Origin of the sequence: Flavobacterium sp., from assembly GCF_036741995.1 — a bacterium.
Taxonomy (GTDB): Bacteria; Bacteroidota; Bacteroidia; order Flavobacteriales; family Flavobacteriaceae; genus Flavobacterium.
Window position 1 is genome coordinate 80333 of record NZ_DAINRG010000004.1, and the last position, 25403, is coordinate 105735.

Annotated in this window: 25 protein-coding genes; 10 read left to right on the forward strand and 15 right to left on the reverse strand. The window is 38.1% G+C overall.

The annotated features are described in order from the left end of the window. Window positions 1-9: 9 nt before the first annotated feature. A complete protein-coding gene (locus tag V7D82_RS03355) occupies window positions 10-2124 on the forward strand; it encodes a TonB-dependent receptor (protein ID WP_333599559.1) in 2115 nt (704 codons plus the stop codon). 41 nt (window positions 2125-2165) lie between these two features. On the opposite strand, the gene V7D82_RS03360 is transcribed toward V7D82_RS03355, so the two are convergent. Next, window positions 2166-2585, reverse strand: coding sequence for a hypothetical protein (locus tag V7D82_RS03360; RefSeq protein WP_333599560.1), 420 nt, complete (start codon window positions 2583-2585; stop codon window positions 2166-2168). A 162-nt stretch (window positions 2586-2747) separates the two neighbouring features. Between V7D82_RS03360 and greA the strand changes: the two genes are divergently transcribed. From greA to V7D82_RS03375, 3 genes are all read left to right on the forward strand, one after another. After that, a complete protein-coding gene (greA, locus tag V7D82_RS03365) occupies window positions 2748-3224 on the forward strand; it encodes a transcription elongation factor GreA (protein WP_333599561.1) in 477 nt (158 codons plus the stop codon). A gap of 1 nt (window position 3225) precedes the next feature. Continuing rightward, window positions 3226-3615 carry an HIT family protein gene (locus V7D82_RS03370; protein ID WP_333599562.1) on the forward strand — a complete coding sequence of 130 codons (390 nt, stop codon included), beginning with the start codon at window positions 3226-3228 and terminating at the stop codon, window positions 3613-3615. Between the two features lie 71 nt (window positions 3616-3686). Next, window positions 3687-4838 carry a transglutaminase domain-containing protein gene (locus tag V7D82_RS03375; protein ID WP_333599563.1) on the forward strand — a complete coding sequence of 384 codons (1152 nt, stop codon included), beginning with the start codon at window positions 3687-3689 and terminating at the stop codon, window positions 4836-4838. Between the two features lie 10 nt (window positions 4839-4848). On the opposite strand, the gene V7D82_RS03380 is transcribed toward V7D82_RS03375, so the two are convergent. Next, complete coding sequence (locus V7D82_RS03380; RefSeq protein WP_333599564.1) at window positions 4849-5997, reverse strand: sensor histidine kinase; 1149 nt, start codon at window positions 5995-5997, stop codon at window positions 4849-4851. A gap of 100 nt (window positions 5998-6097) precedes the next feature. Between V7D82_RS03380 and V7D82_RS03385 the strand changes: the two genes are divergently transcribed. The 3 genes from V7D82_RS03385 (at window position 6098) to aat (ending at window position 8104) form a co-directional block, all read left to right on the forward strand. Continuing rightward, a complete protein-coding gene (locus V7D82_RS03385; RefSeq protein ID WP_333599582.1) occupies window positions 6098-6973 on the forward strand; it encodes a flavin reductase family protein in 876 nt (291 codons plus the stop codon). Between the two features lie 2 nt (window positions 6974-6975). Then, window positions 6976-7350, forward strand: coding sequence for a DUF3127 domain-containing protein (locus tag V7D82_RS03390; protein ID WP_333599565.1), 375 nt, complete (start codon window positions 6976-6978; stop codon window positions 7348-7350). Between the two features lie 115 nt (window positions 7351-7465). Then, window positions 7466-8104: a leucyl/phenylalanyl-tRNA--protein transferase gene (aat, locus tag V7D82_RS03395; protein WP_333599566.1), complete on the forward strand. Its 639-nt coding sequence runs from the start codon at window positions 7466-7468 to the stop codon at window positions 8102-8104. On the opposite strand, the gene V7D82_RS03400 is transcribed toward aat, so the two are convergent. After that, window positions 8105-8665, reverse strand: a complete 561-nt coding sequence (locus V7D82_RS03400) for a DNA-3-methyladenine glycosylase I (protein WP_333599567.1) — start codon at window positions 8663-8665, stop codon at window positions 8105-8107. Between the two features lie 2 nt (window positions 8666-8667). Beyond that, window positions 8668-9315, reverse strand: a complete 648-nt coding sequence (locus tag V7D82_RS03405; RefSeq protein ID WP_333599568.1) for a queuosine precursor transporter — start codon at window positions 9313-9315, stop codon at window positions 8668-8670. A 143-nt stretch (window positions 9316-9458) separates the two neighbouring features. On the opposite strand from V7D82_RS03405, the gene V7D82_RS03410 reads away from it, so the two are divergent. Next, window positions 9459-11561 (forward strand): M3 family metallopeptidase, encoded by a 2103-nt coding sequence (locus tag V7D82_RS03410; protein WP_333599569.1) that lies wholly within the window; start codon window positions 9459-9461, stop codon window positions 11559-11561. Between the two features lie 89 nt (window positions 11562-11650). Here the strand turns inward: V7D82_RS03410 and tsf are convergent, their stop codons facing one another. From tsf to rplM, 4 genes are all read right to left on the reverse strand, one after another. Further along, window positions 11651-12481 carry a translation elongation factor Ts gene (gene tsf, locus V7D82_RS03415; RefSeq protein ID WP_333599570.1) on the reverse strand — a complete coding sequence of 277 codons (831 nt, stop codon included), beginning with the start codon at window positions 12479-12481 and terminating at the stop codon, window positions 11651-11653. A 138-nt stretch (window positions 12482-12619) separates the two neighbouring features. Further along, window positions 12620-13438, reverse strand: coding sequence for a 30S ribosomal protein S2 (gene rpsB / locus V7D82_RS03420; protein WP_333599571.1), 819 nt, complete (start codon window positions 13436-13438; stop codon window positions 12620-12622). A gap of 168 nt (window positions 13439-13606) precedes the next feature. Then, on the reverse strand, window positions 13607-13993 hold the full coding sequence (rpsI, locus tag V7D82_RS03425) for a 30S ribosomal protein S9 (RefSeq protein WP_129463372.1): 387 nt from the start codon (window positions 13991-13993) through the stop codon (window positions 13607-13609). Then, complete coding sequence (gene rplM / locus V7D82_RS03430; RefSeq protein ID WP_333599572.1) at window positions 13993-14448, reverse strand: 50S ribosomal protein L13; 456 nt, start codon at window positions 14446-14448, stop codon at window positions 13993-13995. Before rplM ends, rpsI begins: the two co-directional genes overlap by 1 nt. Window positions 14449-14718: 270 nt before the next feature. On the opposite strand from rplM, the gene V7D82_RS03435 reads away from it, so the two are divergent. Further along, entirely contained in the window at window positions 14719-15744 is a 1026-nt protein-coding gene (locus V7D82_RS03435; protein WP_333599573.1) for a LacI family DNA-binding transcriptional regulator, read from the forward strand. Here the strand turns inward: V7D82_RS03435 and V7D82_RS03440 are convergent. The 4 genes from V7D82_RS03440 to V7D82_RS03455 are packed head-to-tail and all read right to left on the reverse strand — an operon-like array spanning window position 15725 to window position 20404. Continuing rightward, window positions 15725-16387, reverse strand: coding sequence for a methyltransferase (locus tag V7D82_RS03440; RefSeq protein WP_333599574.1), 663 nt, complete (start codon window positions 16385-16387; stop codon window positions 15725-15727). The genes V7D82_RS03435 and V7D82_RS03440 overlap by 20 nt on opposite strands. After that, a complete protein-coding gene (locus tag V7D82_RS03445; RefSeq protein ID WP_333599575.1) occupies window positions 16388-17905 on the reverse strand; it encodes a B12-binding domain-containing radical SAM protein in 1518 nt (505 codons plus the stop codon). 4 nt (window positions 17906-17909) lie between these two features. Then, window positions 17910-19325, reverse strand: coding sequence for a B12-binding domain-containing radical SAM protein (locus V7D82_RS03450; RefSeq protein WP_333599576.1), 1416 nt, complete (start codon window positions 19323-19325; stop codon window positions 17910-17912). Then, window positions 19325-20404, reverse strand: a complete 1080-nt coding sequence (locus tag V7D82_RS03455; RefSeq protein WP_333599577.1) for a radical SAM protein — start codon at window positions 20402-20404, stop codon at window positions 19325-19327. Before V7D82_RS03455 ends, V7D82_RS03450 begins: the two co-directional genes overlap by 1 nt. Before the next feature lie 83 nt (window positions 20405-20487). Between V7D82_RS03455 and V7D82_RS03460 the strand changes: the two genes are divergently transcribed. After that, window positions 20488-21594, forward strand: a complete 1107-nt coding sequence (locus V7D82_RS03460; protein ID WP_333599578.1) for a glycosyltransferase family 4 protein — start codon at window positions 20488-20490, stop codon at window positions 21592-21594. Here the strand turns inward: V7D82_RS03460 and V7D82_RS03465 are convergent. From V7D82_RS03465 to V7D82_RS03475, 3 genes are read right to left on the reverse strand one after another with little or no spacing between them, the layout of a single operon-like run. Continuing rightward, window positions 21582-22616, reverse strand: a complete 1035-nt coding sequence (locus tag V7D82_RS03465) for a glycosyltransferase family 4 protein (RefSeq protein ID WP_333599579.1) — start codon at window positions 22614-22616, stop codon at window positions 21582-21584. The two genes, V7D82_RS03460 and V7D82_RS03465, sit on opposite strands and share 13 nt — an antisense overlap. Next, on the reverse strand, window positions 22613-24310 hold the full coding sequence (locus tag V7D82_RS03470; protein ID WP_333599580.1) for an ABC transporter ATP-binding protein: 1698 nt from the start codon (window positions 24308-24310) through the stop codon (window positions 22613-22615). Before V7D82_RS03470 ends, V7D82_RS03465 begins: the two co-directional genes overlap by 4 nt. 57 nt (window positions 24311-24367) lie before the next feature. After that, complete coding sequence (locus V7D82_RS03475; RefSeq protein WP_333599581.1) at window positions 24368-25243, reverse strand: hypothetical protein; 876 nt, start codon at window positions 25241-25243, stop codon at window positions 24368-24370. Between the last annotated feature and the right edge of the window lie 160 nt (window positions 25244-25403).

A 25403-nucleotide genomic window follows, 5' to 3' on the forward strand; every position in this document is an offset into this window, starting at 1 on the left:
TTTTTACGAATGAAAACTTTATTCACAAAAAGCACTAAGACACTTCTTTTTGCTACATTTTGCCTTCTGCCTTCTGTAATCTTTTCACAAGAAAAAGTACAAGACACCACCAAAGTCAACCAACTCGATGAAGTCTTGGTTTCGGCAGTTCGGGTGACTACAAAAACACCGGTTTCGTTCAGCAATTTGGACAAAAAAGAAATCAAGTTGCGAAATCTAGGTCAGGACATCCCCATTTTAATGAACTTCATGCCATCGGTAGTTACGACTTCCGATGCCGGAAATGGCGTGGGCTACACCGGAATTCGCGTGCGGGGAAGCGATGCTACGCGCGTTAACATTACCATCAACGGAATTCCCTACAACGATGCCGAAAGCAGCGGAACGTATTGGGTCAACATGCCCGATTTTGCTTCTTCGGTGGAAAGTTTGCAACTGCAACGAGGCGTGGGAACTTCAACCAATGGTGCCGGAGCTTTTGGTGCCAGTTTGAATTTATTGACTGATAGTTTTTCCAAAGAAAGCAATGGCGAAATTTCAAATTCTTTTGGCAGTTTCAATACCCGAAAACATACGGTAAAATTCAGCTCAGGATTGTTGAATGACCATTTTGAATTGGCCGGAAGATTGTCCAATATTGATTCTCAAGGCTATGTAGACAGAGCCTCTTCGGATTTGAAATCGTATTTTCTGCAAGGAACTTATGTAGGGAAAACGACTCTAATCAAAGCATTGGTTTTTGGCGGAAAAGAAAAAACATACCAATCCTGGTATGGTGTTGACGCTGAAACTTTGGCTAATGACAGAACCTTCAACTATGCCGGAATGTACACAGATGCTTTTGGGAACACCCGATTTTATGACAATCAAACCGACAATTACCAACAAGACCATTATCAGTTGCATTGGAACGAAAGAGTTTCCGAAAATTGGAGCACAAACCTAGCGATTCATTATACCAAAGGAAAAGGCTATTACGAAGAATACCAAAACGGACAAGACTTTGCGGATTATGGTTTGACGCCGATTGATGTCAACGGAACCATAATTGACAACACCGATTTGATTCGTCAAAAATGGTTAGACAATGATTTTTACGGCACTACTTTTTCGACTACTTATAAAAAAGACAAGCTTGACTTAATCATAGGCGGAGGCTGGAACAAGTACGAAGGCAAACACTTCGGGAAAGTAATTTGGGCACGATATGCTTCTACCAGTGAATTGGGAGATCATTATTACGATGATTTTGCCACCAAAACTGATGGAAATATTTTTGCCAAAGCCAATTATCAAATTACGAAAAGATTCAGCCTTTATGGCGATTTGCAATACAGAACGGTCAATTATAAAGCAGACGGGGTTCAGGCTGATGTGGTGAATGATACGTTTAGTTTTTTCAATCCGAAAGCTGGATTTAACTTTGAGTGGAATGACAAAAACACTTTGTATTTCTCCTACGCCAAAGCCAATCGCGAACCAAACCGAACGGATTATGAGAATGGCAATCCAAAAGCAGAAAAGCTGGATGACTTCGAATTGGGATGGCGTTATAAAGATGCTAAAATGAAGTGGAATACCAATTTGTATTACATGGCTTATAAAAACCAATTGATACTAACCGGAGAGTTGGATGATGTTGGAAACCCGATTCGCGCCAACACAGATAAAAGCTACCGTCTAGGAGCTGAAGTGGAAGCGGCTTACATTATAACTAAGAAATTATCGGTTCAGGTGAACCTGACATCGAGTTCGAACATTATTAAAAATGGTTCTGATAAGAAACAAATAGCGTTCTCGCCTTCCATAATTTCGAGTTCAATAATCAGTTATGAGCCTTTTCAAAACTTTAAAGTGATTTGGTTGCAAAAACACGTTGGTCAGCAATACATGGATAATTCCGAATCAGGGATTTCAAAACTACCGGCTTACTCGGTGAACGATTTGAATATTGCTTATGAGATCAAACCAAAATCTATTTTCAAAGCCATAGTCATCACAGGTTTGGTAAACAATTTCTTAGATAAAGAATATGTTTCCAATGGCTATATGTATGGCCCGGATCCTTATTATTATCCGCAGGCCGGCATTAATTTCCTGATGGGATTAACCTTGAAGTTTTAAGCTAAGAATAAAAAACCAGACTATTCAGTCTGGTTTTTTATTTAATTGTATATGGTAAGCGTGCTTCCGGCAACTTGTACATTGTACTGCTTCATCGGATATTGCTGGCCGGCACCAAGACCGGTAAATAAACTATAAACACTGTTGTCGCAACTGCAATGGGCTTCAATACCACTAATGGTCATTGGGCTGGTACAGGAAGTGAAAATCTGGTTGGGAGCTGCCAAGTCAAAAGCATTAAAACCGCTTCCGGTATTGAACACCACGATACCTCTGGCTCCTTGTGAATAATCAACGATATGATTGCTGGGAAACTGCAAATTACTATAAGCCGGTAGGTTCATGTTGATTTGTAAATTAACCGGATAATTGGGGATGTTGGGATTGCTGTTATTGACTCTTCCGCCATCGCAGCTGAAGATAAAAGGTAAAAATGCCAACAGAATTAAAATCTTTTTCATAGTAAAATTATTTGAAATACATAGCGAAACAAATTTAATTTAATTAACTTTGACAAGCGTTACCAAACGCAAACAAATTTGAAATAAATCAAAAAATAGTATCTTTGCAAAAAGAAATCCCGTTGCGATGGGATTTTTTCTATTTATATAAAAGAGGAAAACATGAGTACAGTATCGTATTACACAGCTGAAGGATTAAAAAAATTAAAAGAAGAATTAGAGCAACTTAAAAGTATAGAACGTCCAAAAGCTTCTCAGGCTATTGCCGAAGCAAGAGACAAAGGTGATTTGTCTGAAAATGCAGAATATGACGCCGCCAAAGAAGCACAAGGCATGTTGGAAATGAGAATTGCCAAAATGGAAGAAGTATATTCTAACGCCAGATTAATTGACGAATCACAATTGGATGTGTCAAAAGCCTTAGTATTGTCCAATGTAAAAATCAAAAACCAGGCGAATGGTATGGAGATGAAATACACTTTGGTAGCTGAAAGCGAAGCCGATTTAAAAACCGGAAAAATCTCGGTAAGTTCTCCAATTGGCAAAGGATTATTAGGAAAATCGGTTGGGCAAGTAGCTGAAATTACCGTGCCGAACGGCGTATTGAAATTTGAAGTTTTAGAAATCTCAAGAGACTAAAATGGCCAGCCTTTTCACTAAAATAGTAAACGGAGAAATTCCTTGTTACAAAATTGCCGAAGACAATAATTACTTGGCTTTTTTGGATGTAAATCCGAATGCGAAAGGACACACGCTTTGCATTCCGAAACAGGAAATCAACAAAATTTTTGATATGGATGAGGAACTGTATTTGGGATTGATGCAATTCTCCAGAAAAGTAGCCAAAGCTATTGAAAAAACAGTCGAATGCAAGCGAATTGGGGTTGCGGTAATTGGTCTTGAAGTGCCACATACCCACGTTCATCTTATTCCGTTACACGATATGGAGGATATGCGTTTTCAACGAAAAGTTACGCTCACTAAAGAAGAATTTGAAAATTTGGCAAAAGCAATTCAAGGAAATTTGTAATTGCGGTTGCTTAAAAAAATAGAACCCTGCGGATTTTAAATTTTGGCAGGGTTTTTTATAGGTATAAAGTCATGAAGAATAGTTTGGTTTTTTTATTGCTGGTTTTTGCCCAACTTTCTATGGGTCAAGTGGCCAATGAGTATTTGACTTTAGATAAAAAAATGAATAAAATTCCGGATAGCTTAACAACCACAACTTCGGGAATAGCCGGTTTTATTGGGTCTAATTTCAAAACCGAAACTGAAAAAATCAGAGCCGTTTTTTATTGGACAGCCGCCAACATAAGCTACGATGTTCCCAATAGGAATGAACCCAATTATTTGGATGCGCCGGAAGTGAAAATAGCCAACGCCCTGAAATCAAGAAAAGGAGTCTGCATTCATTATGCTGAAATTTTTAATGATATTGCCAATAAAGCGGGAATCAAAACCTATATCATTCCCGGCTATACCAAACAAGCCGGAAAAGTAGACGCCATTTCACATGCCTGGTGTGCTTCCCGGGTTGACGGCAAATGGTTTTTATTCGATCCTACTTGGGGTTCCGGTTATGTTAATGGAAAAACTTTTACCAAAAAACTGAACAATGCCTACTTTAAAGTGGAACCCAAAAAGCTGATAACCTCGCACATGCCGTTTGATTATCTGTGGCAATTTTTAAACTCACCCTGGACGAATCAGGAGTTTTATGACGGGAAGGAAGATGTCAAAAAAGCAAAAGTAAATTTCGATTATCAAACAGAGATTGAGGCTTATGAAAAATTATCCGAAGGCGATAAAGCTTTTCAGGCAGCAGCAAGAATTCAGAAAAACGGACTTAAAAACAATCTGATTTCGGAAGAGTATGATAGTTTGAAAAAGCAATTTACGGCTTTAAATCAAAACAAAAACGTTGAAAAATTAAACGTAACAATAGCCAACTATAACGAAGCCATAAGCTTTCTCAATGATTTTGTGATGTACCGGTTCAAAAAATTCAAACCAACTGTTGCGGATGATGAATTAAAAAATATGCTGCAGAATATCAAAGACAGATTTACCAAATGTAAAAATGATATTTACGAAGTGGGCTCGGTGGGAGAGGAAAACAAAGGATTGCTTTTTAATTTAAAATCCAACATAAACTTGAATATGATTGAGGTCGAAAAACAAGAAACCTTCCTGAAAGAATACCTGAGCAAAGGACTTATAGGAAGAAAAATCATGTTAGCCAGTCAAAGGTAAGGCTTCCAATTTATGCTTTTTTAAAACTGACTTGCATCGTAGTGCCTTTCCCTACTTCGGAATGGAGTACTTTTATTCGTCCTTTGTGGTATTCCTCTACAATCCGCTTGGTTAGTGATAAGCCCAAGCCCCAACCCCTTTTTTTGGTGGTAAAACCAGGTTCAAAAACCCGCTTAAATTGTTTTTTAGGAATCCCTTTTCCGGTGTCAGTCACTAGGATTTTTACTAATTGATGATCACTTTCAATCACCACCGATAGTTTGCCTTTGCCTTTCATGGCATCGATGGCATTTTTGACTAGGTTTTCTACCGTCCAACTGTGTAATGCCGGATTAAGTGAAACCATGATAGGTTCTTTGGGTGCTTTAAAAGAAAATTCAACTTGTTTTGAAAATCGAGATCGTAAATAATCGAAAGACTCTTCAGTTTCTGCAACGATGTTTCTGAGTTCTAATATGGGTTCCGAACCAATTTTGGAAAAACGATCGGTGATGGTTTGCAAGCGGTTGATGTCTTTTTCAATTTCCGCGACAGTGGTTTCATCAACATTGTCGGCTTTCATAATCTCGAGCCAGCCTATTAACGAAGACAAAGGCGTGCCAATTTGATGTGCCGTTTCCTTTGCCATTCCGGCCCAGAGCTTATTTTGCGTAGCCATTTTGGAACTGCGATAATAATTGTAAACTACGGCTCCAAAAAGAAAAATAATCAATAGCAGAGCTACCGGATAATATTTCAATTTGGTTAGTAAAGAGGAATCGCCATAATACAAATTGTGTGTTTGATTTTCAGAAATCTGCATTACTATGGGCTCATTCTGATTTTTTAATTTTTGCAGAAATGCATTAAGTTTAGTCTTATTGTTTAAAATGTCATCGTCAATATTAATGGTATTGATGATTGAATCTTTTTCGGTTACTATAATAGGGATGGCAGCTTCCTGAATGATTTGAAACGGGAGTTCCATATCAACATCAGCATTGGGATCGGCACTGTTGATTTTTTTTTGAGCCAATGCCCAATTTTGCATTTTTACCCGCTCTTCGTTTTTAAAGATTTGAAAGAAAGAATAAGTATTCCACAATATCAATGTCACTATGACAAATGAAGTCAAAATGATAATCCAACGGGTAACATTCCTTTTTTCGGAAAACTGCATTTTTAAATTTTTTATAAATATAACAAAACTTGCAAAGTTTTATCTAAACCGAAGAATAGTAATTTTAAAACTCTGTATTTTTGTGAAAACAAAAAAAACGATGTTAAGTTTCGAACCTCATACACTGTCGCCGGCACAATTACAAGGTTATTTGCAAAGTGCTGTAGCCCCAAGACCCATAGCATTTGCCAGTACCATGGATAAAAATGGCAAACCTAATTTGTCTCCGTTTAGTTTCTTTAATGTGTTTAGTTCCAATCCGCCGATTTTGGTTTTTTCTCCGGCTCGTCGGGTTAGAAATAACACTACCAAACATACATTGGAAAATTGTGAAGCGACCAAAGAAGTGGTGATCAATGTGGTGAATTATGATATTGTACAGCAGGCATCCTTATCGAGCACTGAATATCCTGATGGAGTAAATGAGTTTCTGAAATCGGGCTTAACCATGTTGCCTTCGGATATCGTAAAACCTTATCGTGTGGCCGAAAGTCCGGTACAACTGGAATGCAAAGTGAATGATATTATCGCATTAGGCCATCAAGGCGGTGCCGGGAATCTGATTATTTGCGAAGTGGTGAAAATTCATATCCATGAAGCGGTTTTAGATGAGAAAGGAATGATTGACCAAAGCAAAATTGATTTGGTTTCGCGTTTGGGCGGCAATTGGTATTCGCGTTCCAATCAAGGCTTGTTTGAAGTCGAAAAACCATTGTCAACACTGGGAATCGGAGTAGATGCGATTCCCGATTTTATCAAAGAAAGCCCCATTTTTGACGGGAATGATTTGGGTAAATTAGGAAATGTAGAAGCATTGCCAACACAAGAAGAAATTACTATATTTGTAAAACAAAATTTTGCTGTAAAAGGTGTTTTAAGTTCGGATGACGAGCAAAAAATTCACCAAAAAGCAAAAGAATATTTGAATACTAACGAAGTACTATCTGCCTGGAAAGTACTTTTAGCAAAACAATAATTATGGAAGTTACCGGGAAAATTAAAGTGGTTAATGCTGAGCAACAAGTGAGTGCCAGTTTTAGAAAAAGAGAATTAGTTGTGGCTACTGAAGAGCAATATCCGCAATTTATCAGCATCAATTTTGTACAGGATAAATGCGATTTATTGAACAACTATAATGTTGGCGAAGCGGTGAAAGTTTCCATCAACTTAAGAGGAAGAGAATGGGTAAATCCGCAAGGAGAAACCAAATATTTCAACGATATTCAAGGTTGGAGAATTGAAAAATTACAAGCTGAAGCTCCGGCAGCCGGAATGGCTCCAATGCCAGCGGCAGAAGCTTTTGAACCGGCTACCAATTTCAACGAAGAAGAGCACGACGATTTGCCTTTCTAATCCAGAAAGCAAAAAGCTGATTAACAGAAGTCAGAAGTTAGAATTATGTTCTAGTTTCTGGCTTTTTTGCTAAATTAAATTTTTAAACCGTGTATTTTGTAAATCCTATTTTTTAATGCATTTTTTAACCAAAGACTTATACTTTCCGCCTGTTGAGGAAGCTTCTTACGAAGGAGTACTGGCTGTTGGTGGTGACTTGTCAACAGAGCGGTTGCTGTTGGCCTATCGCAATGGTATATTTCCTTGGTTTAACGAAGATGACCCTATACTTTGGTGGTCGCCGCCAGATCGGATGGTGGTTGTTCCGTCATTGTATAAAGTTTCCAAAAGCATCCGGAATTTGTTGAACCAAAATAAATTTCAAATTACCTTCAATCAAAACTTTGAGGAAGTGATTCGGAATTGCCAGCAAATTGAACGCAGCGGGCAAGATGGAACCTGGATTAGCGACGATATCATTGCTTCCTATACCAAACTCCACGAAATGGGTTTTGCTCAATCGGTTGAAGTGTGGCAAAAGGGCGAATTGGTTGGCGGCTTATACGGCGTGGATTTGGGCCATATTTTCTGTGGTGAAAGTATGTTTTCCAAAGTTCCAAATGCGAGCAAAATTGCTTTTGTAACTTTGATTGAACATCTAAAAAAGAACCACTACAAACTACTGGATTGCCAAGTGCATAACGACCATTTAGAGAAACTCGGAGCTTTTGAGATTTCGCGGGATATCTTTATCAGGGTTTTGAAATCGGAATAGTTATTTTCTTTTCCAACAATCCTCTACATGATCATTCACCATTCCGGTGGCCTGCATGTGAGCATACACAACGGTTGAACCCACAAACTTAAACCCACGCTTTTTTAAATCTTTACTGATTTCATCCGAAAGCGGTGTTGTGGCTTTAATATCGCTCATCTTTTTGATGTTGTTGTCAATGGGTTTGCCGCCGGTAAAGGCCCAAATGTATTTAGAAAAACTGCCAAATTCTTCCTGTACTTTCAGAAAAGCAATGGCATTGGAAATGGTTCCTTTGATTTTCAGACCGTTTCTAATGATGCCGGCATCCTGCATCAATGCTTCGATTTTGGCATCGTTGTATTGTGCTACTTTTTTATAATCAAATTGGTCAAATGCTTTGCGAAAATTGTCTCGCTTTTTCAAAATAGTATACCAACTCAAGCCTGCCTGAAAGGTTTCCAAGACTAAAAATTCGAATAATTTACCATCATCATAAACGGGATTTCCCCATTCATTGTCGTGATAATCTCTGTATAAATCGTCTTTCTCGCACCAGGCGCAGCGTATTTTTGTTTCCATTTTTATTTACTGTGAATGTATTTTTCAATTAAAGAATGTCCAAGATAAATGAGCGGTGTTAGAGCGATGGCAATGATTAATTTAACAAAATAACCGGTAAAAGCGGAAACAATAAAAGTAGGAGTATCCATTTTTCCGGTAAGCCAAAAGGCAATCCCGAGCACGATAAAGCTGTCAAACAATTGCGAAATCACGGTAGAGCCAGTGCTTCGGAGCCAAATCATTTTATCGCCGGTTTTCCCTTTTACATAATGAAAAATGCTGACGTCAATCAGTTGCGAAACCATAAAGGCAGTGATGCTCCCTACAATTATCCACATGCTTTGCCCAAAAACACCATGAAACTGGGCATCTGTTACCAGATTTTTTCCGTTTACGGCTGGAATTTGCATTGCTAAAAAGAGAATGACAAACGTATAAGCAATTAAGCTCGCTGTTATAAAGGAAAGTTTCCTGACCCCTTTTTCGCCAAAATATTCGTTGATCAAATCGGTTGTAACAAATACAATCGGCCAAGGCAGAATTCCGATGCTCATGACAGCAGAACCCACGTGAATCAGCTTTCCGCCAATCAATTCGGCAACGACCGCATTAGTTATAAAAATTCCGGCAAGGACAACATATACGGTGTCTTTTTTTGATTGAAACATAAGCCCATTATTTACCTAAAGTCTCAAAGTTACAGAATTTTTGAGTTGGATTTTTAAAAGAAATTTCAAAAAGTTAAGATGTGCTCTGGTTTTCCGGTTTTGACTATATTTGTTATCAAACGATTAATCACATGAAAAAAATTATGACAACAATTTTGATGGGTTCAACTTTATTGGGGATGAATGCACAGAATGGTAAAGACAATCCGCTTTTAAAAGACTGGGCGGGTTCTTATGGCGGAGTTCCGGCATTCAATGAGTATAAAATTTCGGATTTCAAACCGGCTTTAGAGTTTGCCATGCAGGAGAAGTTAAACGAAGTCAAAGCGATTGCCAACAATCCAAAACCGGCTACGTTTAAAAATACGATTGCAGCTTTGGAAAAAACGGGGAAACGATTAGCTCGGGTGTATGCGGTTTACGGAATTTACAGTTCCAATATGAACAGCCCGGAATTTGAACCGATCGAAAGCGAAATGGAACCAAAGTTGGCCAGTGTTGCTGATAAAATTACGCAAAACACTAAGCTTTTCAAACGCATCCAAACCGTTTACAATTCCAAAGACAAAAAGAAATTAACCAAAGAACAACAACGTTTGGTTAAAGTGTATTACGATAATTATGTGTATGCCGGAGCCAAATTGGATGCCAAAGCGAAAGCCAAAGTAAGCGAGCTTAACCAGCAATTGGCGGGACTTTATACCAAATTCAATCAAAACCTGCTTTCGGAAGAAAACAACCAATTCGTTGAATTAAAATCGGAAGCTGATTTTGCAGGATTGCCTGAGGAATTGAGAAATTCGGCTGTGGCCAATGCCAAAGAGCGCAAGCTTTCGAGTTTAGGTTCTGTGGCGAATACACGTTCTTCTGTAGAGCCTTTCCTGACATATTCGAGCAACAGAGCTTTGAGGGAACAAGTGTGGCAAATGTTCGTCAATCGAGGCGATAACGGTAATGCACAAGACAATAATGCTACGATTGTAGAAATATTAAAACTTCGTGCGCAAAGAGCTAAACTAATGGGGTATCCTTCTCATGCCGATTGGAAATTGTCCAATACGATGGCAAAGAATCCGGCCAATGCGATGAAATTGATGCTGGATATCTGGAAACCGGCCGTTGCTCAGGTTAAAATTGAGGTAGCCGATATGCAAAAAATTGTAGATGCCGAAGGCGGAAAATTCAAAATCCAACCTTGGGATTATCGCTATTATGCCGAAAAAGTTAGAAAAGAAAAATACGATTTAGATCAAAATGAAGTAAAGCAATACCTTCAGTTAGATAAATTAAGAGAAGGCATGTTTTGGGTAGCCGGCGAATTATTCGATTTGAAATTTGTTCAGGTATCCAATGTTCCGGTTTATCAACCGGATGTTACGGTGTATGAAGTGTTGAATAAAACAACCGGCAAACACGTTGGTCTATGGTATTTTGATCCATATGCTCGCAAAGGAAAACGTTCTGGTGCCTGGATGAATGAATACCGCAGCCAAGAAAGATTTGATGGAGAAGTGCCAACAATTGTGTCTAATAACGCCAATTTTATTAAAGGGGCGCCTGGGGAACCGGTTTTAATTTCCTGGGATGATGCCAGTACACTTTTCCATGAATTTGGTCATGCTTTGCACGGATTGTGTTCTAATGTGAATTACCCAACTTTAGCCGGAACGAATGTGGCCAGAGATTATGTGGAATTTCCATCACAGGTATTGGAACATTGGCTTTCAACTCCGGAGGTTTTGAAAAATTATGCTTTGCATTACAAAACGGGTCAGCCGATGCCGCAAGCTTTGTTGGATAAGATAGAAAAAGCGTCTCGTTTTAATGAAGGTTTCAATACAGTAGAGTTGATTTCGAGTGCTTTAATTGATATGAAACTGCACATGGAAGGCAATAAAACGATTGACCCGGATGCTTTTGAAAAAACCGCTTTAGCCGAATTGAATATGCCTTCCGAAATTGTAATGCGTCACCGTACCACACAATTTGGACACATCTTTTCAAGCGATGAATATTCGGCAGGATATTACAGTTATTTATGGGCAGATGTGATTTGTGCCGATGCGTATGAAGCGTTTACAGAAGGCAAAGGGCCTTATGATAAAGAAGTAGCCAAACGTCTTTTGAAATACGTTTTCAGCTCAGGGAATACCACAGATCAGGGCGATGCTTATCGTTCGTTCCGCGGCAGAGATGCCAAAGTTGATGCGCTGATGCGTGCCAAAGGATTTCCGATAGTGAAATAATCTAAAGAGATTGCATAAAAAAACCTCGTTTCATTGAAACGAGGTTTTTATTTTATAACAACTTCTGAAATGCATTCAGAAATGATTTGTTATCCTAAAGCAACTCTTTTGAATCCTGTTACTGTCAAACCTGCATCAACAGTTTTAACGTAAGCAGCAACGCTCATAGAGCTGTCTTTGATATAATCTTGGTTTACCAAAGTATTGTCTTTGTAAAAACGTTGGATTTTACCTTTAGCAATATTGTCTAACATGGCTTCAGCTTTCCCTTCAGCACGTAATTGGTCTTTAGCGATTTCTATTTCTTTTTCAATGATAGAAGCATCAACACCAGCTTCGTTTAACGCGATTGGGTTCATAGCAGCAGCTTGCATAGCTACGTTTCTTGCAGCTTCCTCAGCACCGGCAACATTAGCTGAAAGCGCTACCAAAGTAGCAATCTTGTTTCCAGCGTGGATGTAAGAACCAACAAAAGCACCTGACAATCTTTCGAAAGAAGCGATTTCAATTTTTTCTCCAATAACTCCGGTTTGCTCGATTAATTTCTCAGCAACAGTAATTCCGTTGAAATCTGCAGCTAAAAAAGCTTCTTTTGTGTCGAAGTTTAAAGCTAGAGCGGCTAAATCAGTAGCCAATTTTACGAAACCTTCATTTTTACCAACGAAGTCAGTTTCGCAATTTAAGGTAATAGCAACTGCTGAAGTTTTATCAGCATTAACCACTGCAATAGCAGCTCCTTCAGTAGATTCTCTGTCAGAACGGTTTGCGGCTACTTTTTGACCTTTTTTTCTAAGGTTTTCGATAGCTAAATCAAAATCGCCTTCCGCTTCTACTAAAGCTTTTTTACAGTCCATCATTCCTGCACCGGTAATAGTTCTTAACTTATTTACGTCTGCAGCAGTAATTGTGATTGTTGACATAATTTTTTTATTTTAAATTAAAAATGTTTTCAAAAAAAGAAATTCCAATTCTAAAATCCCAAATTCCAACTTTATTAAATCATCAAGAGTGATAATTTTTTGGAACTTGGAATTTTATTCTTGGAATTTAAATTTGTTTTATTCTTCAGATTTAGTTTCTGTAGCTTCTACTTCAGGAGCGGCCTCAACAGCTGGTGCTTCAACAGCAGCAACTACTTCAACTACTTCTTCTGTAGTATCAACATCTGTTTCAGGAGCAGCATCAGAAGTTCTGTTGGCTAATCCGTCTTTTACAGCGTCAGTTACTAAAGATAAAATTTTATCAATTGATTTTGAAGCATCATCATTGGATGGGATAACGTAATCTACTTCACGTGGATCAGAGTTAGTATCAACCATTGCGAAAACTGGAATGTTTAATTTTTGTGCTTCTTTTATGGCGATGTGTTCCGCTTTGATATCAACTACAAATAATGCAGCAGGTAATCTTGACATATCAGCGATAGAACCTAAGTTCTTCTCTAATTTAGCACGAAGACGATCAACTTGCAATCTTTCTTTTTTAGACAACGTCATGAAAGTACCATCTTTTTTCATTTTATCAATAGAAGCCATTTTTTTAACGGCTTTACGGATAGTAACGAAGTTGGTTAACATACCACCTGGCCATCTTTCAGTGATGTAAGGCATGTTACAAGCTAATGCTTTTTCAGATACGATATCTTTTGCTTGTTTTTTGGTAGCTACGAAAAGTATTTTTCTACCTGATGCTGCAATTTTTTTCATGGCTTCATTAGCCTCTTCAATTTTGGCAGCGGTTTTATATAGATTGATAATGTGAATTCCATTACGCTCCATATAGATGTAAGGGGCCATGTTTGGATCCCACTTACGAGTCATGTGTCCGAAGTGAACACCTGCTTCTAATAATTCTTTAACGTCAATTTTGTTTGCCATTGTGTAATAGTTTACGTTCCGTTTGATTAGCAATGCGTCACCTTTTTCGCTTTAAGTCTTTCAACTTTAAGACTTTGGACTGCATTTCGATGCTAAACTAATTCCCTTTTTACAAGGAATATCGACAACTTTATTAATTTCAATTTTAATTTGTAAAAACTCTGAAGATTAACGTTTAGAGAATTGGAATCTCTTACGTGCTTTTTTCTGACCGAATTTTTTACGTTCTACCATTCTTGGATCTCTTGTTAGTAATCCTTCTGGTTTAAGGATAGCTCTGTTTTCAGCTTCCACTTCACACATAGCTCTTGCAATTGCCATTCTCACAGCTTCTGCTTGGCCTGTTGAACCACCACCGTATACATTTACTTTTACGTCAAAGTTAGTTGCATTTTCTGTCATTGACATTGGTTGCATTACTTTGTACTGTAAAGTAGCTGTTGGGAAGTAGTTTTCGAATTCTCTTTTGTTTACGGTAATTTTACCTGTTCCTTCAGAAACATAAACACGTGCTACAGCACATTTTCTTCTACCGATTTTGTGAATAACTCCCATTACTTAAGATCGTTTAGGTTAACTGTTTTAGGTTTTTGTGCACCTTGTTTGTGCTCAGTTCCTACAACAACATTTAAATTTCTGAAAAGTTCTGCTCCTAATTTGTTTTTAGGCAACATACCTTTCACTGCTTTTTCAATTAGCAAAGCAGGGTTTTTTGATTGCAAAACCTTTGCAGTCAAACTTCTTTGTCCTCCTGGATAACCTGTGTGTCTGATGTACGTTTTGTCATCCAACTTGTTACCTGTTAGGTTGATTTTCTCTGCGTTGATAACGATTACGTTATCTCCACAGTCGACGTGAGGTGAGTAACTTGGCTTGTATTTACCTCTAAGGATCATAGCGACCTTTGAAGCAAAACGACCTAAGTTATGACCATCAGCATCTACAATGATCCACTCTTTTCCAGCAGTGGCTTTGGTTGTAGATTGTGTCTTGTAGCTTAATGCGTCCATAATATTTTTTTAATTAAACATTCCATTCCCAATAAAGGGAGTGCAAAAGTACAAATATTTATTAATAAAGCAAATACCATTTTCAAATATTTTTCTAAGGCTCAATATTTTACCTAAAATCTTTTTAATGAATAGCCTTAGCAACTAAAAACGGATTGCTTTTTAACATAAAAATAGCATGGGATTCTTAAAAATTATAGCCAACTTTCATTTTTGTGTGCGAGGTGGCAGTTTTTTTTTGCTATTTTTACACTTTAACCATGACCAAAAATGAAATCGAAAGCTACATTAAAACAAATTGCCAAAGAGTTAGGCGTTTCTGTTTCCACCGTTTCCAAAGCCTTGAATGGAAGCCCTGAAATCAGCGAACCAACTAAGCAACGTGTACAGGAATATGCCAAATTAAAAAACTACAAGCCCAACGTCATTGGTTTAAACCTAAAAAACAGAAGAACTAAAACAATAGGCGTTATTATTCCGAATATTTTGAATTCGTTTTTTGCCAAAGTCTTTAGCGGTATTGAAAAAGTGGCCGATGAAAAAGGCTATAAAGTGATTACCTGCATTACAAACGAATCGTTGGAAAAAGAAATCAACGCTCTGGAAATGCTAAGCAACGGAACTATTGACGGTTTTATTCTTTCGATTGCTGAGGAATCTCAAAAGCTCAAAAAGTTTGATCATTTTACCACCATCATTAATGAAGGTACGCCCATAGTGATGTTTGACCGAATTGTTGACGAGGTAAATTGTGACAAAGTTATTGTTGATGATTATGAGTCGGCAGTAAATGCAACGCAACATTTAATTAAAACCGGTTGTAAAAAAATAGCGTTACTGTCAGCCATTAATGACCTGAGTGTTGGGAAATTAAGAACACAAGGGTTTTACAAAGCCATGGAAGATAATGGTTTGAAAGTGGACGAGAATCTGGTTATTTTAACGAATAACAATGAGGAATTCAATTCAAAAATTGGCGGCTTTTTTATCAAAAACAAACCCGATGGTGTTTTTGCTATTGATGAACATGCTTCGGTAACGGCTATGAAATTGGGAATCCAAAACGGTTATAAAATTCCGAAAGATTTATCTATCATTGGTTTTGCTGATGGTGTTTGGTCAAGAAGAATGACGCCAAGCATGTCCACGGTGAGTCAGCACGGTCCTGAGATTGGCGAAGTAGCCGCACAATTGTTGATTGACAAATTGGAAAGCGAAGAGGAAACTTTTACATTCACTACTACCACTATAAAAACCGAATTACGACAACGCGATTCTACGAAGAAACTATTCTAAAGATATAATTGGTTTCGACCAATTCCTTTACTTCTAAAACAGGTTCAAAAGCTGTAGCATTTTTTAACGCTATGGCTTTTATTTTTTCCAAGTCACAATCTTCCGACAAAATCATGAAACAGCTTGTTTCAATAGTTAAGTGATTTGGTAACTGAAGAAATAATTGTTCAAAATACTCAAAATGCTCTCCACAAAACCAAGCTTGTTCTTTGCTGTTTTTGGGTTGTTTCGGGTAGTATGGCGGATTGATGATGATGTAATCGAAGTTCTTGTTTTCAATATTCTGAAACAAATCAGAGTAAACCGATTTTACTTTTAGATTGTTCTTTTGTGAGTTGGTTTCCAAATAATCTAAAGCGGTTTGATTGATGTCAGTAGCCGTAACCAATGCTTTCATTTTTGCTGCCAAAAGCGAAATGATTCCGCTACCACATCCTAATTCCAAAAAAGTTTTGTTTTCCAAATCCAATTCGTTGACGAAATCCAACAGTATTTTGGTGCTGAAAGTCAGTTGTGGTGGGAAAACATTTGGATGGACTTTGATGCTAATCCCATCATAAGTAAACTTTCTCGGTTTGGAATAATATAATCCTAAACCAAACTTCAAAAAAGGATGTGATATTTTTTTAAGAAATGCTCTCATTTATTCTGAATAAAAACCCTCAATTTCCGGCTGACGATATTTCCAAAGTTTGTGTAAAGCCTTGATTTCATATGGATAATTGTAAATCCCGGTTTTATAACGCAAACTCGAAACCGATTGCAAAATGGTTTTCTTGAATCCGCGAATTCTAAAATCAGAAACCGTAGGATAGTAGCCGTTCAATACGGTTTCAAAATTTTTAATCGTGTCAATCATATAGGGCTTTAACCAAGGAGTTAGCGGGTTTTTTCGCAAATCAAAATTCTCCCAACTTGGCGAAATCCAGTCTTCCAAATGCTGTGGGAATGAAAATCCGGCATCGAGAATTTGTTGGTACAAGTCGGAACCTTCCGTTGGCACCGGACTGAAAAGGTAAATGATAATCTCCGCATTCGGGTTAATGACTTTGATTTCTTTGATGAAATTGATGTCCCATAAAATTTGGTCGTACACTTCTTTCTCCGTTTTCGCGGGCATGCCCAATACAAAAGAAAGCTCCGGAATGATATCGGCATTTTTCATCCGCAGTACAAAATCCTTTATCATTTGTCCGGTTTGCGTGCCACCTTTGTTCATTTGTTTTAACACGGCATCATTACCGGTTTCAGCACCCAGGAAAATCATTTTGCAACCGGCTTTTCGCATTAGTTTCAATTCCTCGTCGCTATACATATTAATAGTATCGATACGGCCTTCGCCCCAATAACTGATGTTGTCATTCATAATAAGTTCCGAAAATTCGAGCACTCGTTTTTTGGAAGTGAAGAAGTTATTGTCGTGAAACTCGACAGCATCGATGTTGTATTTGTCTTTGAAGTATTTCACGTCTTCATAGATTCTTGTTGCCGACATGCCTTTCCATTTGGCATTATAAATGGGAACCACAGCGCAAAACGAACAGGAAAAAGGGCAGCCCATACTCGAATGGTAGGACAAGGTTTTATTACCCATAAAGGTTTTGACTAAATAATGCTCCACCGGATAAAACGAACTCAAATAGTCGTAGGGAAACTTTGGCAACGTATCCTGATCAAGCAAAGCCTCTACAGCCGTTTTGATGATGTCGCCATTGTCGTCTTTATAAATTAGATTTTTGATAAGAAAGATTTCCTCTTTTTTGTTTTGTTCCAAAGAGGCAATCAAGGAAGGAAAAGCCACATCGCCCGGACCATTAATAACAAAATCCACGACGCCCGATTCCAGAGAAACGGTATACTGATTGGCTGCAAAATAACCACCCCAAATTGTGATGGTTTCGGGATATAATTCTTTTATTTTCTTGGTAAACGGAATCGCCTGACGCAATTGCGGACCAGGCATTACGGTGGAACCGAAGTATTTATAATCACCCGTTTTTAAATAATCTTCAATGGTTTGCCAAGGGTCTTTTTCTAAATTACCATCTACAAAAACATAGTCGTATTTCCCATGTACAGCAGCTCCCACCTGCAAAATCGAATTGGGAATCCGATGCTTACCGTTGGCACTTTTGGGGTTGAAGAGGATGATTTTATTCATGGGGTTAAGATAGTTTTTCTGGTTTTAGCAGTTGCTTTACTTTGCGTTCCAGTGGAAAAAAATAATTGTTGGATTCGATACGCCAACGCGCTATTTTTTGAAGTAACACGAATAAGGGTTCCTTTTTTCGGTAAGCAATCTTTTGATAAAACTTGAAATTCTCTACAAGTGCTATCATTTCATCAGTCAGCCATTCACTTTTTTTGCTGTCAACATAATCAAAATCGCTCCATTCCTGTAGTGTTTCGTAGAAGTGATACCCAGCTGCGTGAAGTTCGTCGGCTATTTTATTTCCCGGATAGGGTTTGAAATAGAAAATCCCCATTTGAAAGGTACTACTCATTTCGCGAAGGCGTTTCACAATTTCCAATGTTTGGAGGATGCTTTGTTTGGGTTCATTCGGAAAACCTACGATAACACTAAAATTGATAGCAATATCATAATCCAGACATTTTTTGGCAACTTCAAAAATCTGCTCCACCTTGATATCTTTTTGCATCCAATCGAGCATTTCTTGTGATCCCGCTTCTATGCCAATCATCACTTTCTCTAATCCGGATTGCTTACACAATTGCCATACTTCCTCCGAAAGCCGGAATCCTTGGTCGGCTCGCATAGTGCCAAACCAAGTGATGGGCAGTTTCCGTTTGCTAAATTCCCTAGCGATTTCTTCTACCCTTGATTTGTTAGTGAAAAAAGTTTCGTCCTGAAAATGAACATGATTGAAGCCGTATTTTTTCCACAAAGATTCTATTTCATCCACCATTCTTTTAGGCGAATAGCCAAACCAGCCTCTTTTGTACATAAAAGGATCGGCACAAAAAGAACAACGAAAGCGGCAACCTTGTGAGGAAATATAATCGAGTTGTTTTCTGCCGCTTAATCTCATATAGGCAGGAACATCAATCAAATTGTAATTGATTTCGGGAAAGGAATTGATGTCTTCCATGGCTCTTTCCGGATTTTCTATAAAATTGCCATTGCGCTTATAGCTTATTCCTTTGACATTTTCAACGGATTGATTTGAAGCAAAACACGCCACCAATTCACTAAAAGTAATTTCGCCCTGACCTTTCACCACTACATCAATAGCGGCTTCCGCCAAGGTGTGTTTCGGAAATAGCGAAGGATGCCATCCGCCCCAAACAATTGGTAAATTGGGCATTTCTTTTTTTACTTCTTTTGATATTTTGAGTGCATCCTTAATGGGATTTCCGGTTAAAACGGTAGTGGCAAAACAAATCGGATTTTGGGTTAATGCTTCTTTGATTTTCAGCATCGGATTTTTCTCTAAACGACCATCAATAATGAGGACATTGTATTTTTCGGAATCCAAATAAGATCCAACCGCCAGCAATGCCAAAGGCATGGAGTAGAAAACCGCATACGGATTGTATAATATGACAGTTGGTTTCATCATTAAAAGGCGCTACAACAACGACTGCAAGCCGGAAGAAATCCACCGGCATCTCTTAAATCTTTTCGGAATTTCCCGAAAACCGGCGAGGTCCAAACCTCTTTCAAAGATTCGGTGTGGATATTGCCCACTTTCAAGTTATAACAACGGCCATGCGCCGGAATCGCAGAACCATCCGATTTAATCATAATGCTCGAATACACTGCTTCGCAGCGTTTGCCCAAAATCACTTCGGAGTGGTGGTAATAGGTTTCCAGACTTGGCAGATCATGTATTTCTGGAGAAAAGTAAACTCGGAAAGGATATTTTTCGGCTTTTATTTGTTGAATCTGTTCCAGTAATTTAGGCAAATCCATATTATTCAGATTAACTTCATCCAAATTGGATTCTGTTGCCGGATAAGTCATTCCCCAAATTTTATTGTGAGCCACCGCAATAGCCGGTTCGCCAAACTGGGTGTGCATAAATCCGATTTCGTGTAGCGGCAAGTCTTTAAAATAATCGGCAAATTCTTTTAAATTTTCCACACTCCATTCGGTTATGGCACTAACGATGGAAACTTTGGGATGCTTTTCAAAAGAAAATAATTTGGCAATGCCTTCCAAAGCTTTTTGAAACGATTTTTCATTTCCTCGAATGCTGTTGTGTGTTGTTTCCAAACCATCAAGCGATACAAAAATCTCACTCAATCCTGCTTTGACTAGGGCTTCGGCTTTGTTGGGCAAAAGCAAAGCATTGGTGGTAATGGCAGTATATAATCCTTTTGCACTGGCATATTCAACAGCTTTTACAATATGTGGATAAGCCAACGGTTCGGTAAAAGCAAAACCTAATTTGGCATTGGGATAGTATTGTTGGGTTTGATCGGCAATTTTTTCAAAAAGTTCCAGGGGCATGTTGAGCGGTGTCGTACCAACTAAATTTTTCGCGAAATTGGTTTCAAAATTCAAGGTGCCCACATCACACATTTTGCAATGGAGGTTACAGGTATTGTTGATTCCTAACACTATCCATTCGGGAGAAAAGAAGTATTTTTCGGGAAGTACTTTTTTATTAGCATATTTTAAAACACGCTCCATCATAGCCTTTTTTGGGGTGTAAACTGTGAGGAAATCTAAACCCTAACAAATATAGGGATTTTAAATATTTTTTCTAAATTTGATTGATGACTCAAACAAATAAAATCAATTTCATTGATATTTCCGTTCACAACAGAAATATAAAATCCATTCAGGAAGAAATCGATTTTACACAGCACTCTTTGGGCTATTTGAATTTTTTACAAGATAACATAAATCCCACCATTATTCGCTTTGGTGCTGTTCTGGAAACCAAGGACAACTATCGTCTTTACCGCTATTCCATTCAGGATTTGATTTTAATGTATCGCTTTTTTAAATCGCAAGAACCGACAGTGGCCTTGTTTCATGGTTTCTCATTTCCGTTTCGCTTTGTGTTTTTGAAACTCCTTTTGGGTAGCAATGTGCAATGGATTATTCAGCATCATGCCGGCCATCCTTCGCGAAATCCTTTGAAACGATGGATTCAGAAAATGACCTACCGTCTTGCGGATAGGTATATGTTTGTTTCCAAAGCCCAAGCTCAGCCGTTTGTTGAGGTCGGAATCATACAGTCAGCTTCGTTAGTGGCTGAAATCATGGAGTGTTCTACGCCTTTTCAACTTAAAGACAAAGTCGTTTGCCGAAACGCATTAGGCATTCCGAATGATGTGCTATTTTTTATTTGGGTTGGTGATTTGGATGCCAATAAAGATCCGATGTGTATGCTCAAGGCTTTGTCATTGTATCAGAAAAACGGAAATGATTTTCAATTGCATTTGTTTTATGTCGAAACGGAATTGCTAGCGTCAATGAAACAATTTGTGACGGAACAGCAACTCGAAGAGCATGTTGTTTTTCACGGGAAAATAGCCAATCCACTATTGGAAAACTGGTTCAATGCGGCGGATGTGTATCTTTCCTGCTCGCATTCGGAAGGCAGTGGGATTGCGCTTGCCGAAGCTATGGCTTGCGGTTGTTTCCCGATAGTAAGTAACATTCCTTCGTTTGTTCAGATGACCGTAAATGGAAAAAGCGGTTTGCTTTTTGAAAAAGGAAATTCCGAAAGTTTATATGAAAAACTAAAGCAATTGGATACTTTGGATTTAGCTAATGAACGTTGGAAAACCAATCAAACTTTTCAGAAGGAGCTATCTTTTGAAGCCATCGGAATCAAAACCTCGGAACTTATACAATCCCTTTATTCCCGGTAAAACAACTTATATATTTCCTGACAAACATAATCCATGGAGTAATAGCGAACTCTTTTGGGTTTTGGCATTTGTTCGAGTAACCTGTGAATGGTTTCCACCATAGCGGATTGCGAGGGACAATAATGAAAATTCTCGATGGGTTTGTCCATCATAGGAAGCCTCCCAACTAATTGGCAACCCGAAAAAAGCGCTTCAAAATAAACCGTCGAACCACCCTCAAAAAGCGAAGTGTGCAAAACGACTTTAGCAGCATTCATTTTTTGCAATACTTCCTGATGCGAAATCAAGCCCGTAAAGTGAAGGTTCTCTTCCAGATGATTTTCTTTTACAAAGTTTTTTAGTAGGGTTTCTTCTTCGCCACTTCCGGCAATTTCTGCTTTGATGTTGGGGTTGGTTTTTTTTAATTCCAAAATAATCTCGGCAAAAAGTCGGTAATTCTTTAAAGGCGTCAGCCAACCGGCTCCGAAAACATCGATGGGTCTTTCGTCTAAATTCAAATTCGGAAACTGATTTTCATCAATGGCCATAGGAATAATTTTATGGGCTCTGATTCCTGTAGTTTCATATAAAATGTCATTGTTGTAGTGCGACAGCGCCATTATTTTTTCCGGATTGGGTTTGAATAAGCGCAAACTCCAATTAGTTTTTTTGACATCCTGACCCAGCAGCCAAGTATAGCTTTTGGGATGCATAGCAGCAGTGAAAACACTAAACTCATGGAACCAGCAATTGAGGATTCCGTCATATTGATGTTCTTTATGCCGTTGACGAATTTTGAAAAAGGCTTTCGCCAAAAAAACCAATTTCATGGGATATCTTATATCATTTCCGCTGAGTGGAATCACTTGAATTCCGTGCCAATAATAGGGTTGGGTGATGGGTTTGTGAATGGCTATTACCGTTAATTCCACCTTGGGATATTTTTCTTTAAAATGTAAAAACACTTGTTGCAAAAACGGAATCACATGACTCTCTGTGCCATTTTTTGGAAATCCGGGCGTTATGAAGAGTAGTTTTTTCATGCCAGTAACGTAAGCTTGCTTTTATCAAGAAGGTAAACCCGGTCACAAAAAACAGCCATTTCGGAATGATGGGAAACGGTGATAACCGCCATTTTATTGGCAATGGCCATTTCCCGGATGAGATTGTATATCAAAATTTCCAGTTCTTCATTCTGCTGATTCGTTGATTCGTCTAAAATAAGCAATTGCGGTTTGTGGTATAAGGCTCTTGCCAAGGCCAGGCGTTGTTTTTGACCGCCGGATAATTTGGAAGTATTGTGCGTAATGATGGTTTGGAGTCCGCCAGGCAGTTGAGTTATCAAAGAGTGCAAATCGAGATTTTCCATCAGATATTGAACGTAATCCATATCGATAGTTCCCGGATTTTCCCGCATGGTGATGTTTTCCAATAGTGTTCCGTTGAATAAGAAAGGCTGTTGTGACACATAACTCACAAAAGAGAAAAAAGGGTTCTCTTTAGTAATGTCACCATCCATAATAATACTTCCTTTGTTGGGTGTTATTAATCCGGCTGCGATGTGTAAAAAAGTAGTTTTCCCAACTCCGGTAATTCCTTTGATGCCTACGATTTCCCCTTTTTTGATGGTAAAATTCAAGTGGTCAAAAAGGACTTTTTTTTCATTATAACTGAAGTTGATGTCTTTAAATTCAATGTTATCCATAAAGTCGGAATAGAGAACTTTTTTTGTCGGTTGCGGTCTGTTTTTAAGTATCGCAACACTATAGAAATAGGAATTAATCATGGTTATGGCATGCAGAATTTTACTCATAGCCGGAACGATTTTGATGCTTAAGGCTCCTAGAACCGCAACCAAAAACAAGGTTTCATTCCCGGCCGAAAAGAAATAGGTATATCCAACCAGCATTGCTATTCCGATGATTAGAAAGACTTCTAAGTATTTGGCATAATTGGTAGTAGAAGCATTCAGTAAACTGCTGACTTTGTTCAGTTTTTGGTTGTGTTTTTTAAATTCGTTCAGGAATTCGTCCTGGTTTCCCGAGCTTTTGATTTCGAGATACCCTTCTAAAATGTTCAGCAATTCGGCATTGGCTTTGGAAGCTGTTTCTTTGTAGGTTGTGTTAATCAAATGCATTTCGCCTTTCTTGATTCGGTAAATGATAAAGGCAAAAAGGAGAGCGGCCAGTAATGCTACTAGCGTTAATTTAAAATAACACCAAAGTAAAACGACTATAATTACGAAAAAAGTAAGACTTTCAGAAACCAAAAGCAATAGGGAAGGAAGCAGGCAAGTGGCAAAATCCCGAGCTACTGTTGTCGCATTTTGAATCATATTTCCTTTGTTTTGCTGTTGGAAATACAAATAATCACCTTTTAAGTATTTTTCGAGTATATCTGATGAAATCTCATGCGACAAGCCATATAAAAATGCGTGAAGGTGGCTGTTGAATTGGGTTTGCAACAAATTTTTCACCATAAAAAAAACAACGAGAAACAACACACCAAAGCCAATAGTTTTCGGACTTAAAAAATCATCCGCCAAGTGATATGTCAACAAAAAATCATTCAATTTGGTTTTGTCTAACACCACTAAAAGCACCGGAATCAAATAGGCCACCGAAATCAAATCGAGCAGACTGAAAAGAATAGATTTATAGCACAGTTTTCGAAAACTTTTTTTCTTGTTTTCGGGAATAATGGCGTAGATGTCATGAAATAGCTGGAATGGTTTCATGGTTTTGTCAATGATTTTAAAATCGGCTTGCTCAAAGGTACTTTTTTTAGGATTACGCTACTTTCTTTTTGGCAAAAGCCAAAATTTATGAATATGAGCCAAAAACGGCGATGGACTCAGGGTTTTTTCACCGGCAATACTTTGAGCTACATACACTTTTTGCGAATCATAAGAATGGATTTGAGTAAGCCTAACACTGTAATATTTCGAAACAATGTTCGGTACCGCAATTCCATAATTAGGATCCATTGTATAATCAATTTCCCGGTTTTCGGTGCTGTAATTTCCCAACTGATAAATCAAATGTTTTTTTGAAAACTCAGAAAGACCCATGACCATCGTATCACCAATGTTGACTTGCTGCATTTTCTGATTCGAAGTTCTTACGCCAAAAATAAAAAGAGTGCCTACTTGACGGCAAGTATCCACCGGAAAGGCATTTTCGCCAGCAGTAGCAGCAGTACTGACGATGTAAACCGGTTTTGGATAATAAAAAAAAGAAATCATCTTATCAAAAACCCTTGTATTGAAGGTATTGATGACGTAGTTGTTTTTTATAATGGCTCTTTTAAAAAAACGACGGATATAAAGGCGTTCCCAAAAATTGGTTTTTAAATCGGCATTCACCACTTCAAAAAGGAGAATAGTTTGAGCACCCAGATTTATGGTGGCGTTAAAATTTACCGTCCATTCTAATTTTATTTTATGGAATTTATTAATGGTTATTGTTTTTATGGGGGATACTTGCTCAGCCGTTAACGATTCGGGAATTGTGATGCCTATAAGTTGTGGCTCGTATAGTAGATGAAAATAAGTTGCTTTGTATTGTTTGTTTTCCAGTGTGATTTCGATAGTGTTTTCGGGGATTTCTACAAGTGGGACTTGCACAAATTCCGGATGTTTTTTTCGAAAAAAGGAAATGAGTTGCATCATTATTTGTAGAGTGTCATTAATGTAGTAGCCAATAGGGATTTGGTTTTCAGTTTCAGCGCTTTCCAACTGGTTTTCGAAATTGTTTTATGGAATTCGACTTCGTTCACCACTTTGTTAACGGCGTATTTGTAAAACTTTCTTGAGTAAGTGCGTTCAAAGT